The sequence below is a fragment of the Herbaspirillum sp. SJZ106 genome, assembly GCF_006715495.1.
Classification (GTDB): domain Bacteria; phylum Pseudomonadota; class Gammaproteobacteria; order Burkholderiales; family Burkholderiaceae_D; genus Herbaspirillum.
On sequence record NZ_VFNI01000005.1, the window covers coordinates 228,389 to 244,951 of the forward strand.

The window sequence follows — 16,563 nt, forward strand, 5'->3', positions numbered from 1 at the left end:
GAGACAACCACGGCGCCGGACATGCTTCCGGTTTTGTTCACTCATTTCATGGACTTTTCATCATGACGATCACCAAGCGCCTGATCATTACCTTATCGACCGCCTTGCTGGCGCTGCTGTTCGTCGGTATCGACGGCCTGTGGCAATTGCAGCGTGCCCAGCAACGCCTGGATACGATCCAGAACCGCATCATTCCAGGCATCGAAAGCCTTAACGCCCTCAAGGGTTTCCTTGCCGATTCGCGCCTGGCCGGCTATCGTCTGTCGGTGTTCGCCAACCTGTCCGACAAGACCGGTCTGCAAAAGGCGATCGACGCGGCCAATAAATCCCTGGATGACGAGTTCGCGCGCTATGACCGCGAACGCGTGTTCAACGACGACGACCGCAAGCTGCTGGAGGTCGACAAGGCCAACGTCGAGGCCTATCGCAAGGCGCTGGTGCCGTTCTTCGCAGCCGCCTATGCCAACGACATGGATGGCGTGCGCGCCACGCTGGAAGCCGGCACGCCGCTGGCCCTCACTGCCGCTGCGGCCAAGAAGGGCTTCGATGACCATATCGTCGCCAGCGGCAAGCTGATTGCGGCCATACGCGCCGAGAGCGACGAGGCCTACGCCTTCGCCTTCCGCACCATGGTGGCGGTGATCGTCGTTGCGGTGCTGCTGACCGCCTTGCTGGGTTTCCAGACGTTGCGCAATGTAAGCGGCAGCCTGTCCAAGATCCAGCACACCTTCGAGCATGTCAGCCAGACGCTGGACTTGTCGCGCCCGGTGCCGGTCGATCGCATGGATGAAATTGGCCGTACCGCCACCGCCTTCAACAAGCTGCTGGCGCGCATCGTGGAGGTGGTGACCACCACCCGCAGCTCGACCGATTCGGTGACCGTGGCCGCCCGCCAGATCGCCGCCGGCAATGCCGACCTCTCTTCCCGTACCGAGCAACAGGCAGCGGCGCTGGAAGAAAGCGCGTCGAGCCTGGAGCAATTGACCTCGGTGGTGCAGCAAAACACCGAAAACGCGCGCGAAGCCAACAAGCTGGCACTGTCGGCATCGCATATCGCCTCGCAAGGCGGCGACGTGGTGCGCCAGGTGGTGGAAACGATGAATTCGATCAACGACTCCTCGCGCAAGATCGTCGACATCATTGCCGTGATCGACGGCATCGCTTTCCAGACCAACATCCTGGCATTGAATGCGGCGGTGGAAGCGGCGCGCGCCGGCGAGCAGGGCCGCGGCTTCGCGGTGGTGGCGTCGGAAGTGCGTTCGCTGGCACAGCGTTCGGCGGCGGCGGCCAAGGAGATCAAGGCGCTGATCGACGATTCGGTGGAGAAGGTCGGCGCCGGCAGCAAGCTGGTCGAACAGGCTGGCGTCACCATGAGCGAGATCGTCGACAGCGTCGGGCGCGTCACCCAGATCGTGGGCGACATCTCGTCAGCCAGCGAAGAGCAGAGTTCAGGCATTGCGCAAGTCAACCAGGCGGTTTCGCAAATGGACCAGACCACGCAGCAAAATGCCGCGCTGGTGGAAGAAGCGGCCGCTGCGGCGCAGGCCTTGCAGCAGCAGGCCGAGACGCTGGAGCGGGTGGTCAGCGTCTTCAAGCTGGATGCCAACCGCTTGGCCAATCCGGCCGCCGCGGCGCCGGCCATGGCGCGCAGTTCCATCGACATCACTCCGCAAAGCGCGCGCCTCAGGAGCGATGCGTCAACGGTGAAGAAGCTGGAAATGGAGTTGGAGGAGTTCTGATGGAATTCTGATCCCGCCAGTTGGGCAGGGCGGGGATTGAAATAACCCGGTGTTCCTGCTGCAAGAGAAAGCTCCTCGATGAGGATAATGCCGTTCAGTTAAGCGCTGAACGGCATTTTTGTTTGTGCAGCCCAGGCTCCGTTCGCCCTGAGTAGCTGCGCAGCAGCGTATCGAAGGGCAGGCAAGATCGGTAAGGTTGGCACGCTGATACGCTGGCTTCGATACGGCCCTGGCGGGCCTGCTCAGCCCGAACAGGGTTCTGTGATGGGCGCCCCAGAATGAGTCTTCACTGAACGGCACTACCTCGACGAAGGGCTTTTTTTATGCCCGGAAGGGCGCGGGGCAATCGCGCCGCCTGGTTTCCATCCGGACATGCAACCGCTATTTAGAAATGATACAATTAATGCTAATCATTATCATTTGATCGACCAGGAGAACACTACGATGATTGGTATCAAGAAACTCGCTGTTGCCGCCGCCCTGATGGCATGTACCGCAGGCGTGGCCATGGCCGCCGAATACCCGATCGGCAAGCCGCAGATCCAGAACGGTTTCGAAGTCAATGCCGTCTACCTGCAGCCGGTCAAGATGGAACCGGACGGCATGATGCGCAAGGCAGAAGAGTCCGATATCCACCTCGAGGCCGACATCCGCGCCGTGGCCAAGAACCCCAACGGCTTCGCCGAGGGCGACTGGATGCCTTACCTGGCGATCAAGTACGAACTGACCAAGGTTGGTTCCACCAAGACCATCAAGGGCGACATGATGCCGATGGTGGCCAACGACGGCCCGCACTATGGCGACAACGTCAAGCTGGAAGGCCCGGGCAAGTACAAGCTCAAGCTGATCATCTCCCCCCCGACTGCCAACGAGCACGCCCACTTCGGCCGCCACGTCGACAAGGAAACCGGTGTCGGCCCATGGTTCAAGACGTTTGAACTGAACTACGACTTCACCTTCGCCGGCATCGGCAAGAAGGGCGGTTACTGATCCGCGCCGGTTCTGCGACAGGAAGGATGCTTCCTGCGGCAGAACCGCACGGTGCCGCCAATGTGCAGTGTTGAATACCGGCTGCCTGATCGCCAGAGCAGCCGGCTTCCATTGTGAACCTGTTCAAGATCCCGGCCAGGGGTGAACCGGTTCCCAGAGTTTTGGAGCGCCCATGTTTTTACGTAAAGCCCGACTGATGCTCGGCGCAGCGCTGCTGATGGCCGGCGCGTCGCTGGCGTCGGCCTCCGACTTGCCGACCTTCAAGCTGGAAATGCAGGACGGCAAGCTGATCCCGCCGCGCATCGAGGTGCCGGCCGGCCAGCGCATCAAGATCGAGATCCACAACATCGGCAAATCCGCCGCCGAGTTCGAAAGCATCGAACTGCGCAAGGAAAAGGTATTGGCGCCCGGCGCCCAGTCCTTCGTGGTGATCGCCCCGTTGCGTCCCGGCGAGTACAAGTTCTTCGACGACTTTCACCTGAACATGCCGCAAGGCGTGATCGTCGCCAAATAACCCGGGCAACCTGGAACCCCCACCGGAGCGCGCCCGGGGGCGGGGTAAAAACAAAGGGCGGTATTCCGCCCAAGCGCGAGACGCGGGGAGCAACGGCGTCGTCCCGGCTGCCATGCGGCCGGGCGCAATGAATTGAACGCAGCAAGTTTTGCAAGGGATGGGTTTCAATGGGACAGGTCATGTTCATCGTCTGGCGCGAAAGCGTCGAGGCGCTTCTGGTGGTCGGCATCCTGTATGCCTGGCTGAAGAACGGCGATATCTCCGCGCGCCGCGGCTTGCCGTACCTGTGGAGCGGCGTGGTGGCCGGCGTGCTGCTGGCGCTGGCGCTGGGCGCGGCTCTGCTGGGCTTTTCCGAATTGCTGTCGGGCGACGCCCAGACGTATTTCCAGATCGCCATCGTGCTGATCGCCTCGGTGCTGATCGTGCAGATGGTGTTCTGGATGCGCAAGCACGGCCGCACGCTCAAGAAGGACATGGAAAGCTCCGTGCAGTCCAGCGTTGAGAGCGGCAACTGGTGGGGCGTGTTCGTGCTGGTGGCGCTGGCCATCGCGCGCGAGGGCAGCGAAACCGCCGTGTTCCTGTACGGCATCGGCCTGGGGCAGCAGGAGGCCAGCACGGCTTCGCTGGTGCTGGCCGGCATCATCGGTTTCGGGCTGGCGTTCCTGACCTTCTATATCCTGCAACTGGGCGGCAAGGTCTTCTCCTGGCGTCGCTTTTTCCAGGTCACCGAAGTGATCCTGCTGCTGCTGGCGGCCGGCCTGTTGGTCACCGGCGTGGAAAAGCTGTTCGACGTGCTGCTGGAAAGCTCCGACGCGCTGGCCTCGGCCGACTGGACCATGACGTTGACGGCGCCGGTGTGGGACACCTCCTGGCTGCTGGACGACTCTTCCACCATCGGCAGCCTGCTGTCGACGCTGACCGGCTACCGCGCGCGCCCGGCGCTGCTCTCGGTGATCGTCTATGCGGGTTATTGGCTTGTGATATGCTCGGCCCTTTACCGAAAACCCAAGCTTCAGCCCAAGAGGCAAGAAGCCGTCTGAGCCCGCTATGAATACCTGTGCGCAATCGCCGACCCTGCTCTCGCGTACGGGCGATTGGATGCGCCGCAACGGCGCATTCATCCACGGCTTGCAGTGGATCGTGGTGGCGGTGTACGCCATCCTGATCCTGGTGCCGGTATTCATGCCGCTGCCTGACGAAACCGCCCACCTCTGGTCCAACATGACGCTCATCGCCCAGTTCGCCTTCTGGGGCATCTGGTGGCCGTTCGTGCTGGTGAGCATGGTGCTGATGGGACGCGTATGGTGCGGCGTGCTGTGTCCGGAAGGCGCGCTCACTGAATTCGCCAGCAAGTACGGCCGCGGCCGCGCCATTCCCAAATGGATGCGCTGGGGCGGCTGGCCTTTCGTCGCGTTCGCGCTGACCACGGTCTACGGCCAGATGGTCAGCGTCTACCAATATCCCAAGGCAGTGCTGCTGGTGCTGGGCGGCTCCACCGTCGGCGCCATGATCGTCGGCTACCTGTACGGCCGCGACAAGCGCGTCTGGTGCAAGTACCTGTGCCCGGTCAATGGCGTGTTCGGCCTGCTGGCCAAACTGGCGCCGCTGCACTACAAGGTCAATGAGGATGCCTGGCGCGCCTCCTACCATCCCCAGCACAAGATCATCCCGATCAACTGCGCGCCGCTGGTGCCGTTGCGCAACATGAAGGGCGCCTCGGACTGCCATATGTGCGGACGCTGCAGCGGCCATCGCGACGCCATCGAACTGAGCTTCCGGGCGCCCACGGTCGAAGTGGTCAAGTTCGGCAAGACCCAGAACAACCTGTGGGAAAGCGCCCTGGTGCTCTACGGCCTGCTGGGCATCGCCATCGGCGCCTTTCACTGGACCGCCAGCCCCTGGTTCATCGCCATCAAGCAGGACATCGCCACCTGGCTGATCGAGCGCGACATCATGTGGCCCTTCGGCACCCAGGCGCCTTGGTGGCTGCTGACCAATTACCCGCAGCAAAGCGACGTCTTCACCTGGCTGGACGGCGCCATGGTGGTGGGTTACATCATGGCGACCGCGCTGGTGCTGGGCACCGGGGTGTCGCTGCTGTTCGCCCTTGGCACGCGTCTCCTGGGCAAGTGGGAATGGAGCCGCTTCAACCACCTGGTGCAGTCGCTGATCCCGCTGGCAGGCTGCGGCGTGTTCGTCGGCCTGTCGGCCACCACCATCAGCCTGTTGCGCGCCGAGCACTGGCCGGTGTACTGGGCCAACGACGTTCGCGCCGCACTGTTGTCGGCGATGACGCTGTGGAGCCTGGTGCTGGCCTGGAAGGTGGTGGCGCGCTACGCCACATCCTGGCCGCAGCGCCTGGTCGCCATGGCGCCGTTGGTGGGCGGCCTGGCCCTGGTCAACTATGCCTGGCTGCTGATGTTCTGGCTCTGGTGAGATGGCGGCACTGAACGGTTTGGCAAAACGGCAAATTCTGATCAAGGAATTTGCCGTTTTTTGTTGCCGGCCCGGGTTGGCGCAAGGCCGGCCCGGGCACGGCGCGGTACAATCCCGCCTTTCCATTTTTCGTACAGGAATCCGCCATGAGTACCTTGCCCGCCTGCCCCCAATGTCAATCCGAATTCACGTATGAGGATGGCGGCATGCTGGTTTGTCCGGAATGTGCGCATGAATGGTCGGCGCAGCAGGCCGCGCCTGCCGTCGAACAAACCAAGGTCTGGCGCGATGCCGCCGGCAACGTCCTGCAGGATGGCGACACGGTGACCGTGATCAAGGACTTGAAGCTCAAGGGCGGAGGCGGCGTGGTCAAGATGGGCACCAAGGTCAAGAACATCCGCCTGGTCGACGGCGACCATGACATCGATTGCAAGATCGATGGTTTCGGCTCGATGGGACTCAAGACCGAGTTCGTCAAGAAAGTCTGAACGATTCCCGGGCGGCCTCCTGCGGCCGCCTTCCCGCATCCAGAAGAAGTACCACGCATCCGGAAAAATCAACGACAACGCCATGGCCCGCCCACGCTTTATTCCCGACAACATGACCTTGCTGCTGATCGCCGTAGTGGCGACGGCGTCCATTTTTCCCTGTACCGGCGACGTTGCCATCGGTTTCGACTGGCTGACCACGTTCATGATCGGGCTGCTGTTTTTCATGCACGGCGCCAAGCTCTCGCGCCAGGCGGTGGTGGCCGGCATGACGCACTGGCGCTTGCATGTCACGGTGCTGCTGTGCACTTTCGCCATTTTTCCGCTGATCGGCCTGGCCGCCAAGCCGCTGCTCACTTATTTCATCACGCCAGAGCTTTATCTCGGCCTGCTGTTCCTGTGCGTGCTGCCATCCACCGTGCAGTCGTCCATCGCGTTTACCGCGGTGGCGCGCGGCAATGTGCCGGCGGCGATCTGCGCGGCTTCCGCCTCCAACCTGCTGGGTATTTTCCTCACGCCGCTGCTGGTGGGCATACTGGTGGTGGCGCACAACGGCGACGGCCATGCTTCGCTGGGCTCGATCCTCAAGATCGTCTACCAGCTGTTGCTGCCTTTCGTCGCCGGCCAGGCGTTGCGTCCCTGGATCGGCGGCTGGATCGAGCGCAACAAATCCTGGCTCAAGTTCGTCGACCAGAGCTCCATCCTGCTGGTGGTCTACGTCGCCTTCAGCGAGGCGGTGGTGCAGGGCTTGTGGCGCCAGGTGCCGCCCACCATGCTGGTGTCGGTGCTGGTGATCAATGTGCTGCTGCTGGCCGCCATCATGCTGATCACCACCTACGGCAGCCGCCGCCTCGGCTTCAACAAGGAAGATGAAATCACCATCGTCTTTTGCGGCTCCAAGAAGAGCCTGGCCAGCGGCGTGCCGATGGCCAAGGTGCTGTTTTCCAGCGGCGCCATCGGCATGGTGCTGCTGCCGCTGATGCTGTTCCACCAATTGCAGCTGATGGTGTGCGCGGTGCTGGCGCAACGTTACGGCGCGCGCAGGGAAGAGGCGCAGGCGGCAGCCGCGACGGAAAGCGGCGGCGATTGAGCGGCGGCGATTGAAATGGATGCAATGCCAATGCCATGAAAACAAAACCGGCCATCAGGCCGGTTTTGTTGTTGGTGCGGGAGTGTGTATCAGGGCATCCGCATCAGGGCGCCGGGTTCGGCTGGCCCTTGTGGATGGCTTCGATGCCGGCGATCACTTCATCGTTCAGTTTCACCTCTACGCTGTCCAGGTTGCTGCGCAACTGTTCCAGGGTAGTGGCGCCGATGATGTTGGAGCTCAGGAACGGACGGCTGTTGACGTAGGCCAGCGCCATCTGCGCCGGATCCAGCCCGTGCTGCCTGGCCAGCGTCACGTATTGGGCGGTGGCGCGTTCGGCTTGCGGGTTGGTATAGCGTACGAAACGTTCGAACAGCGTCAGGCGGCCGGTAGCGGGGCGCGCGCCATCCAGGTATTTGCCGCTCAACATGCCGAAGGCCAGCGGCGAATAGGCCAGCAGGCCGACCTGTTCGCGGTGGGCGAACTCGGCCAGGTTGATCTCGAACGTGCGGTTGAGCAGGTTGTACGGGTTCTGGATGGTGACCACGCGTTCCAGGCCGTGCTGTTCGGCCGCGCGCAGGAATTGCGCCACGCCCCATGAGGTTTCGTTGGACAGGCCGATATGGCGGATCTTGCCGGCCTGCACGAATTCGGAGAGCACCTTCAGCGTCTCTTCGATCGGCACCGTCTTTTCATCGGCCACGTGCTGGTAGTCGAGCTGGCCGAAGCTGTTGACGCTGCGGTCGGGCCAGTGCAACTGGTAAAGGTCGACGTGATCCAGCTGCAGCCGCTCCAGGCTGCCGTGCAGCGCATCGGTCAGGCCCTTGCGGTCGAGGTCGTTGACGCCGCCGCGGATGTGGCGCGGGTTGTGCGGCTTGCGCGCGGGGCCGGTGCATTTGGTGGCGATAAGCAGCTTGTCGCCCAGGCCGGACTTCTTCAGCCAGGTGCCCAGGTAGCGTTCGGACAGGCCCTGGGTTTCCGCCTTGGGCGGCACCGGATACATTTCCGCCACGTCGATCAGGTTGACGCCGCGCTCCACCGCCAGGTCGAACTGGGAGTGGGCTTCGGCTTCGGTGTTCTGCTGGCCCCAGGTCATGGTGCCCAGGGTGATCAGGCTGACCTTGGCATCGGTGCGGCCAAGTTGGCGATACTGCATGCATTTCTCCTTGTCGTTGTGGGCGTAGCAAAGGAGTATAGCCGCGCTGCTTTTTCATTGCAGGCGGCATCCCTCCGGCGGCTCACGCCGGTTGCTGGGCTTGCAGCAACTGCAGGAATTGCGCATAGGGTACCGGCCTGCTGAAGTAGTAGCCCTGGTAATCGTCCGAGCCGAACTCGCGCAGCGCATTCAATTGCTTCTCGGTTTCCACGCCTTCGGTCACCACCTTCAGGTTCAATGCATGGCCCATCGCGATGATGGCCTGCACGATGGCGCTATCGTTGGGATCGTCCGGGATGTCGCTGATGAATGACTTGTCGATTTTCAGCGTATTGACCGGGAAGCGCTTCAGGTAGGCCAGCGAGGAATAGCCGGTGCCGAAATCGTCGATGGAGATCGTGAAGCCTTCGGCGCGGATGCCGTCCATGATCGCAATGGCCTGGTCGCGGTTGTGCATGACCATGCTTTCGGTGATTTCGAACTCCAGGCAGGAGGGCGGTGTGCCGTGGCGTTCGACCACCCGCTTGATGTCTTCCAGCAGGTTGGCGTCGCCGAACTGGCTGCCGGCCAGGTTGATCGAGATGCGCCCGAATTCCAGGCTGCGCGCCAGCAACTGGCCGACATCGCGGCAGGCGGCCTCCAGCACCGCCAGGCCGATCTGGTCGATCAGGCGGGTTTCTTCGGCCAGCATGATGAATTCGGCCGGCGGCAGCAGGCCGCGCACCGGATGTTGCCAGCGCACCAGCGCTTCGGCGCCGACGATGCGCGCGCCCGCCAGGTTGACCTTGGGCTGGTAATGGACCACGAACTCGCCGCGTTCGATGGCGCGCCGCAGCTCGGACTCCAAGGCGATGCGCTCGACCGTGTTGGTGTTGACCTCGTCGGAGAAGAAGCGGTAGTCGTCCTTGCCGTGGTGCTTGGCGCGGTACATGGCGATGTCGGCGTTCTTGATCAGCGCTTGCGCATTGTTGCCGTCGCCGGGATAGGTGGCGATGCCGATGCTGGCCGAGAGCGTCGCCTCCTGGCCGGCAATGACGAAGGGCTTGCGCGCCTCGGCCAGCAGTTTTTGCGCGATTTCGCCCAGTTGCAGCGGATCGTCGAAATCGTCCACCAGCACGATGAATTCGTCGCCGCCCACGCGCGCCAGGATATCCAGTTCGCGCAGGCTGCCGCGAAAGCGCAGGGCGATTTCCTGCAGCACGGCCTCGCCGGTTTCATGGCCGAAGGTGTCGTTGATGTTCTTGAAGCGGTCCAGGTCGAGCAGCAGCACCGCCACCATGCCCTCGCGATGTTCGGCGTGGGTGATCGCATTGCTCACGTGCTGGGTGCACAGGAAGCGGTTGGGCAGCCCGGTCAGTTCGTCATAGTGCGCCAGGTGGCGGATGCGCTCGTCGGCGCGGCGGCTCTCGATGGCCACGCTGGCCAGGTCGGCGGCGATGTTGGCCAATTGCAGGTACTCGCTGCTGGGCGCCTGGTTTTCCTTGAGCAGGGCGGAAAATACGCCGAGCAGCTGGCCTTCCTTACCGATGATGGGCCAGGCGCCGCAGGAGGGATAGGCCTCGGTGTCGATCAGCGGGCGCAGATGCTCCATCATCGGGTCGCGCGCGATGTCGGTGACGATGCAAGGCGCGCGCCGCAGCACCGCTTCGGCCGCCACGCCGTTGCCGTGGCGGATGGCCATGCCCTGCAGCATGCGCGCGATGCGCTGCGGATGGCGGTGGCTCAGCATCGAGGTGAAATGCGTGGCATGTTCGTTGGCCAGCAGGATGCAGCATGCGCTGTAGGGAATCTGGGCATCGGCGAAGCTGACGATGGCGGAGAGGATGGCGTCCAGCTCCTCGTCGGCCATCACCATATGCAGCACGCGGTTTTGCTCGTTTTGCAGCAACTCGGCGCGCTTGCGGGCGGTGATGTCGCGCAGGATGGTGAAGATGGCGTAGCCGCGGTCGAGTTCGGCGCGGTGCAGGGTGACGTCGGTATAGACGATCTTGTTGCGGCGTATCGTCACCCATTCGAATTGCTGGGGCTGGCCGGACAGGGTCTTGGCGACCAGGTCGTCGATGTCCGGCTGCGCGATATGCAGCGACTTGTGGCGCGAAAACAGGCCGACCTTGCGGCCGATGATGCGTTGCTTGTCCAGCACGCCGAAGAAACGCACCGCGGCCGCGTTGCAGTCGAGATAGCGCAGGTCGGCCGAGATCAGCACGATAGGGTCGTTGCCGTCTTCGTACAGCTTGCGGTAGCGGTATTCGCTGACCGAGAGCGCATTGTCGATGCGGCGCTGGTAGCGATAGTAAAGCAGGAAGGACACCAGCGCGATCAGGATGAAGCCGAGGATGCCGGCGGCCAGCAGGATGCGGTTTGCGGTCCGGCTGCGCCACGGGGCCAGCACATCGTCCATGCGGCGCGCATACACCACCAGCATCGGCCAGTCCCGCAGGCGCTTGTAGGTGAACAGCAACTGCTCGCCGGTCAGGTAGGAGACTTCCTCGAAGCCGCCTTCCTCCGGGCCGCTGCTGATCCTGGCCATGCTCCTGGCATCCCGCATGCTGGCATTGAGCCAGCGCTCTTCGAAGGGGGAGCGGATCATCATGGCGCCGTCGTCGCTGCGCAACGAGACGATCGCCTGGTAGTTGGTGATGTGCTTGTAGAAGTCGAAGAAATAGGCCGCGCGCAGTTCGGCCACCAGCATGCCGGCCGGGCGGGCGGCGCTGTCGTACAGGTTCATCGCCACCGGCAGCACCAGTTCCCGGTTGTAATGGCTGCGCATGAGCTGGCCGACGAACAGGCGCGGGCGCGCCGGATCGCGGTCCGCATACTTCAGCTTGAGGTCGTCGGCGAAGTTGTCCTGCTCGTGGGGCAACCAGGAGCTGGCGCGGTTGATCCCGGCCGGGTCGACATAGCGCAGCGCCAGCACCGATGGCAGCGGCTGCTTTTGCCCGGCGAGCAGGCGGTGCAGGCCGGGGCCGTCGTCCGGCAGGCCGGCTCCGGCGTGCCGGATGGCCTCGGAAGTCGCCCACAGCATGGCATCGATGTCGCGGAAGGCGCGCTCGGCGTGTTCCTGCACGCTGCGCACGGCGACCATCGAGCTGCTCTTTTCCGCTGCGATGGTCAGAAGGCGATCCTGGCGGATTTCCCACCATGTCTGGATGACGATGAACGAGCCGACGAAGGCGACGAAGATCAACAGGGTCCGGAGGGCGCTGCCGGCCCGTCCGGCGGTCTTTTTCTGTTTTCCCATGTAGACGAATATCGATAACACCCGCGGCCATGCGGCTTAGCACTGCCGGCCGTCCATTGCCAACTTGCCGCCAGCTTGCAGCGGCCGCCTGCGGCAACAGGCGGCGCCGGCCATTGCCGGGAATGCGCCAGCGCGCCCGGTATGCGGCGCGTTGCAGGCGCGCATCCGCCGCAACGCATCCCGCGCGACCAGGGCGCGCATGCGTTGCGTGCAGATACCATCAAGTTGGCTTAACCAGCCAGGCAGTGTGCCACTCCCTGTTTTGCCCGCCGGATGTTTTGTTGCTGTTCGTTCGGCAGGCCAGTGCGTCTTCCCGTTTGCACTCGCGCCTGCTTTTTTTGCGGGCGTCTCGGTGCTTTTATTTGTCCGAACCTTACCGCATGCGGCGGCCTTTGTCATTATCGCTACCGGGAATGGATCTCCGGAGGGATTGCGCAGGCGGGGGGAAAGTTTTCGGCAAGGAGGCGCCGCTGCCCCATTTCTGTTTGCGATGCGATAATACCGCCTTGGTTTCGCGCGAACATCAGGAATTTCCCGTCGTTTCCGGGCATATCCAGGCGATGCAGCCTTGTGTGTCCGGCCGCGGGCGGACCAGGCGCGGAGTTATTTCACCATCATTGACAAAGGACAACATCCCCATGAAAACAAGAGCAGCGGTAGCGTGGCAGGCAGGCAAGCCCTTGACCATCGAGGAAGTCGAGCTGGGCGGCCCCAAGGCCGGCGAAGTGCTGGTTGAGATCAAGGCCACAGGCATTTGCCACACCGATTACTACACGATGTCGGGCGCCGACCCGGAAGGGATCTTCCCCGCCATCCTGGGCCATGAAGGCGCCGGCGTGGTGGTCGATGTCGGCCCCGGCGTGAAGTCGCTGAAAAAGGATGACCACGTCATCCCGCTGTACACCCCGGAATGCCGCGAATGCAAGTTCTGCCTCTCGCAAAAGACCAACCTGTGCCAGGCCATCCGCGCCACCCAGGGCCGCGGCCTGATGCCGGACGCCACCAGCCGCTTCTCGCTGGACGGCAAGCCGCTGTTCCATTACATGGGCACTTCCACCTTCTCCAACTACATCGTGGTGCCCGAGATCGCCCTGGCCAAGATCCGTTCCGACGCCCCCTTCGACAAGGTCTGCTACATCGGCTGCGGCGTCACCACCGGCGTGGGCGCGGTGCTGTTCACCGCCAAGGTGGAGGCGGGCGCCAATGTGGTGGTGTTCGGCCTGGGCGGTATCGGCCTGAACGTGATCCAGGCGGCCAGGATGGTGGGCGCCAACAAGATCATTGGCGTCGACCTGAACCCGGCGCGCGAAGCCATGGCGCGCAAGTTCGGCATGACCGACTTCATCAATCCCAAGGACGTGCCCAACGTGGTCGACGCCATCATCGGCCTGACCGACGGCGGCGCCGACTACAGCTTCGAATGCATCGGCAACACCACCACCATGCGCCAGTCGCTGGAGTGCTGCCACAAGGGCTGGGGCCAGTCCATCATCATCGGCGTGGCGGCGGCCGGCCAGGAGATTTCCACCCGTCCGTTCCAGCTGGTGACCGGCCGCGTCTGGAAGGGTTCGGCCTTCGGCGGCGCGCGCGGCCGCACCGACGTGCCCAAGATCGTCGACTGGTACATGGAAGGCAAGCTCAACATCGACGACCTGATCACCCACAAGCTGCCGCTGGAGCGCATCAATGAAGGCTTCGACCTGATGAAGAGCGGCGAGTCGATCCGCTCGGTGGTCGAGTTCTGATGAAAGGAACGGGCATGCTGGAGACCATCAGCGAGCACGGCTGCTTCGGCGGCGTCCAGGGCTACTATCGCCACGAATCGGCGGAGATCGGCCTGCCGATGCGCTTCTCGGTGTTCGTCCCGCCGCAGGCCGGGGCCGGCGGCAAGCTGCCGGTGCTGTTCTACCTGGCCGGCCTGACCTGCACCGAGGAAACCTTCATGATCAAGGCCGGCGCGCAGCGCGTGGCGGCCGAGTTGGGGATCATCCTGGTGACGCCGGACACCAGTCCGCGCGGCGCCGGCATCGAAGGCGAGAGCGACAGCTGGGACTTCGGCGCAGGCGCGGGTTTTTACGTCGATGCCACCCAGGCGCCGTGGGAGAAGAACTACCGCATGTATTCGTACGTGGTGCATGGCCTGCGCCAGGCCATCCTGCGCGAATTCCCGGCCGACCCGCAACGCATCGGCATCTTCGGCCATTCGATGGGCGGCCACGGGGCGCTGGTGCTGGCGCTGCGCAACCGCGACATCTACCGCTCGGTGTCGGCGTTCGCGCCGATTGCCGCGCCCAGCCAATGCCCGTGGGGCCATAAGGCGTTCGGCAATTACCTCGGCGCCGATCGCCAGGCGTGGAAGGCCTACGACGCCAGCGAACTGATGCGGGGACTGCGTTCGCCATTCCCGCAAGGGATCCTGGTCGACCAGGGGCTGGCCGACAAATTCCTGGCCGGGCAATTGCTGCCCGAGCAGTTCGAGGCGGCTTGCCAGGCGGCGCGGCAGCCGCTGACGCTACGCCGCCATGAGGGCTATGACCACGGGTATTACTTCATCCAGAGCTTCATGGAAGACCATCTGCGCTTCCATCACGGCATCCTGACCCGCTAAATCCCTGGCTGGCCTGCCATGCCGTTCAGTTAATCCTTCCCTCTGAAACTCGTCGTCCCGGCGAAGGCCGGGAGCCTGTGTCTTTCGTTGTGCCTCAATGGCCGTTGGACGACACAGGACCCTGACTTTCGTCAGGGCGACGGAGAAAGATTTCGGATTAACTGAACGGCATTACTGGCTGGCCTGGGTCTTTTCTGCCAGCACCTGCCTCAGATAAACGCGTCCGTGACGATGTGCTGCCCCAGCATGAAGGCATCGGCGACATGCCGCAGCGGCGCCACATCCACATCCGACGCTTTGCCGCGGATCAGCTGGCTGAAGTGCCGGTAGAGCGAGGGATACTCGCCCTCGGCCGCCAGCGCGCACTGGGCGCCGTCGATCCACAGCTCGTGGCCTCCCTTCTTCAGGTGCAGGTGGCTGCTGTCGGTATCGATGACGATGTCCCAGGTCTGCTCACCGGTCTGGCGCCAGTCGAAATCGGCCTGCACCTCCGTGCCCGCCGCATCGGTGAAGGCCAGCCGCGCCGCGATCGGCGTTTGTCTGTTGGCCGGCACTTCCAGGGCCGCCTTGGTCAGGAAGACCATTTCCGGCAGGATTTCCGTCACGATCGACAGGGCATTGATGCCCGGATCGAACACGCCCAGCCCGCCCGGTTGCCAGATCCATTCCTGGTCGGGATGCCAGTGGCGCACGTCTTCGCGCCAGATCACCTGGACCCGGCGCGGGCGATGTTCTTGCAGGTGGCGTTTGACCGCCTGCACGGCCGGCGCATGGCGCGAGTGCCAGCTGGCCAGCATGGTCACGCCGTGTTCCGCTGCCAGCGCCTTGAGCGACTCGACTTCGGACAGGGTGGCGCCGGGCGGCTTTTCCAGGAATACATGCTTGCCGGCGCAGATCGCCTGGCGCGCCGCTTCGTAGCGGTATTGCGGCGGCATGCACAGGGAGATGGCGTCGATGCGGATATCCGCGGCCAGCATCTCGGCCATGGTCTTGTAGGCGCGCACGCCCTCGATGCTGTGGTTGCGGCTGGCCGTGGCCGCCAGCGCATAGTCGGCATTGCCGCGGATGGCGGGAACGTGCTGGTCGTGGACGATCTTTCCGACGCCAGCGATGGCAAGTTGAATGGGCTCCATATTGTCCTTGTTGTTGAATCAGTGGCGAGGGATTACCAGCGTTGGTGCACGTAGGGCGCGATGTCGTCCAGGTACAGCTGCCGCAGGGCCTGCATGAGCGGAGCCGGGATCTCCGGCAGCGCGCTGGCGGCGCTGTTGGATTGCGCCTGCTGCACGTTGCGCGCGCCGGGGATGACGGTGCTCACGCCGCTTTCCATGAGGATCCAGCGCAGCGCGAACTGCGCCATCGGTACATCCTGCGGCGCCAGCCGGCGGATCTTTTCCACCGCCGCCAGCGCTACCTCATAGGGTACACCGGAGAAGGTCTCGCCGACATCGAAGGCTTCGCCATTGCGGTTGAAGTGGCGATGGTCATCGGCGGCAAAGGTGGTGTGCGCCGACATCTTGCCGCTCAGCAGGCCCGAGGCCAGCGGTACGCGCGCGATGATGGCGACGTTGCGGCGCTGCGCCTCGCGCATCAGCAGGGCGCTGGGACGCTGGCGGAAGATGTTGAAGATGATCTGGATCGAGGCGACGTTGGGATACTCCAGCGCCTTGAGGGCTTCTTCCACTTTCTCGACCGAGACGCCGTAGTGGCGGATCTTGCCTGCGGCGACCAGCTCATCCATGGCGCCGAAGACTTCCTGCCGGTAATAGACTTCGGTGGGCGGGCAATGCAGCTGGACCAGGTCCAGGCAATCCACCTCCAGGTTGGCCAGCGAGCGTTCGACGAAGGCTTGCAGGTTCTCTTTCGTGTAGCCGTCGGCGACATGGGGCGAGAGCCGGCGGCCGGCCTTGGTGGCGACGAAGGGGCGCGCGCCGCCGCGCTCCTTGAGCACCTGGGCGATGAGCTGTTCCGAGCGGCCGTCGCCATAGACATCGGCGGTATCGATGAAGCTCACGCCGCTATCGAGGGCCGCGTGCAGGGCGGCCTTGGCATCCTGGCTGGAGACATCGCCCCAGGAGCCGCCGATGGCCCAGGCGCCGAAGCCGATTTCCGATACCGCCGCGCCCGTGCGGGCGAACTGTCTTGATTTCATGTTGCTTGCTCCTTTGCGTTGGCATTGCATGGATCGCCTTGCACGGCATGCCGAGGCCGATCCATGGCAGACCGTCATTTATACCGCGCGGCACGCGCGCGTGAGGATGGTTTAAGATGATTCGTGTTAATTCATGAAGTGAACACAATTCA

Annotated in this window: 13 protein-coding genes; 9 read left to right on the forward strand and 4 right to left on the reverse strand. The window is 63.5% G+C overall.

What is annotated here, in order from left to right; translation table 11 throughout:
* Positions 1-62: 62 nt before the first annotated feature.
* The 7 genes from FB598_RS16430 to FB598_RS16460 all read left to right on the forward strand — a co-directional run bounded on the left by FB598_RS16430 (position 63) and on the right by FB598_RS16460 (position 7,257).
* A complete protein-coding gene (locus tag FB598_RS16430; RefSeq protein WP_141916481.1) occupies positions 63-1,739 on the forward strand; it encodes a methyl-accepting chemotaxis protein in 1,677 nt (558 codons plus the stop codon).
* A gap of 444 nt (positions 1,740-2,183) precedes the next feature.
* Positions 2,184-2,729, forward strand: coding sequence for an iron transporter (locus tag FB598_RS16435; protein ID WP_141916483.1), 546 nt, complete (start codon positions 2,184-2,186; stop codon positions 2,727-2,729).
* A 172-nt stretch (positions 2,730-2,901) separates the two neighbouring features.
* A complete protein-coding gene (locus tag FB598_RS16440; protein ID WP_141916485.1) occupies positions 2,902-3,243 on the forward strand; it encodes a cupredoxin domain-containing protein in 342 nt (113 codons plus the stop codon).
* Positions 3,244-3,410: 167 nt separating this feature from the next.
* Positions 3,411-4,283: an FTR1 family protein gene (locus tag FB598_RS16445; RefSeq protein WP_141916488.1), complete on the forward strand. Its 873-nt coding sequence runs from the start codon at positions 3,411-3,413 to the stop codon at positions 4,281-4,283.
* A 58-nt stretch (positions 4,284-4,341) separates the two neighbouring features.
* Positions 4,342-5,679, forward strand: a complete 1,338-nt coding sequence (locus FB598_RS16450) for a 4Fe-4S binding protein (protein WP_141917053.1) — start codon at positions 4,342-4,344, stop codon at positions 5,677-5,679.
* 146 nt (positions 5,680-5,825) lie between these two features.
* Positions 5,826-6,167, forward strand: coding sequence for a zinc ribbon domain-containing protein YjdM (locus tag FB598_RS16455; RefSeq protein ID WP_141916490.1), 342 nt, complete (start codon positions 5,826-5,828; stop codon positions 6,165-6,167).
* Between the two features lie 82 nt (positions 6,168-6,249).
* Positions 6,250-7,257, forward strand: coding sequence for a bile acid:sodium symporter family protein (locus tag FB598_RS16460; protein WP_141916492.1), 1,008 nt, complete (start codon positions 6,250-6,252; stop codon positions 7,255-7,257).
* A 103-nt stretch (positions 7,258-7,360) separates the two neighbouring features.
* On the opposite strand, the gene FB598_RS16465 is transcribed toward FB598_RS16460, so the two are convergent.
* Both FB598_RS16465 and FB598_RS16470 read right to left on the reverse strand, forming a co-directional pair.
* On the reverse strand, positions 7,361-8,410 hold the full coding sequence (locus FB598_RS16465) for an NADP(H)-dependent aldo-keto reductase (RefSeq protein ID WP_141916495.1): 1,050 nt from the start codon (positions 8,408-8,410) through the stop codon (positions 7,361-7,363).
* Between the two features lie 82 nt (positions 8,411-8,492).
* Positions 8,493-11,651: an EAL domain-containing protein gene (locus FB598_RS16470; protein ID WP_141916497.1), complete on the reverse strand. Its 3,159-nt coding sequence runs from the start codon at positions 11,649-11,651 to the stop codon at positions 8,493-8,495.
* Between the two features lie 638 nt (positions 11,652-12,289).
* On the opposite strand from FB598_RS16470, the gene FB598_RS16475 reads away from it, so the two are divergent.
* Together FB598_RS16475 and fghA are read left to right on the forward strand one after the other, a co-directional pair.
* Positions 12,290-13,396: an S-(hydroxymethyl)glutathione dehydrogenase/class III alcohol dehydrogenase gene (locus tag FB598_RS16475; protein WP_141916500.1), complete on the forward strand. Its 1,107-nt coding sequence runs from the start codon at positions 12,290-12,292 to the stop codon at positions 13,394-13,396.
* A 14-nt stretch (positions 13,397-13,410) separates the two neighbouring features.
* Positions 13,411-14,259, forward strand: coding sequence for an S-formylglutathione hydrolase (gene fghA, locus FB598_RS16480; RefSeq protein WP_141916502.1), 849 nt, complete (start codon positions 13,411-13,413; stop codon positions 14,257-14,259).
* A 209-nt stretch (positions 14,260-14,468) separates the two neighbouring features.
* On the opposite strand, the gene FB598_RS16485 is transcribed toward fghA, so the two are convergent.
* Together FB598_RS16485 and FB598_RS16490 are read right to left on the reverse strand one after the other, a co-directional pair.
* Positions 14,469-15,392, reverse strand: coding sequence for a Gfo/Idh/MocA family protein (locus FB598_RS16485; RefSeq protein ID WP_141916505.1), 924 nt, complete (start codon positions 15,390-15,392; stop codon positions 14,469-14,471).
* Positions 15,393-15,424: 32 nt separating this feature from the next.
* Positions 15,425-16,411 (reverse strand): aldo/keto reductase, encoded by a 987-nt coding sequence (locus tag FB598_RS16490; RefSeq protein WP_141916507.1) that lies wholly within the window; start codon positions 16,409-16,411, stop codon positions 15,425-15,427.
* Positions 16,412-16,563: the final 152 nt, after the last annotated feature.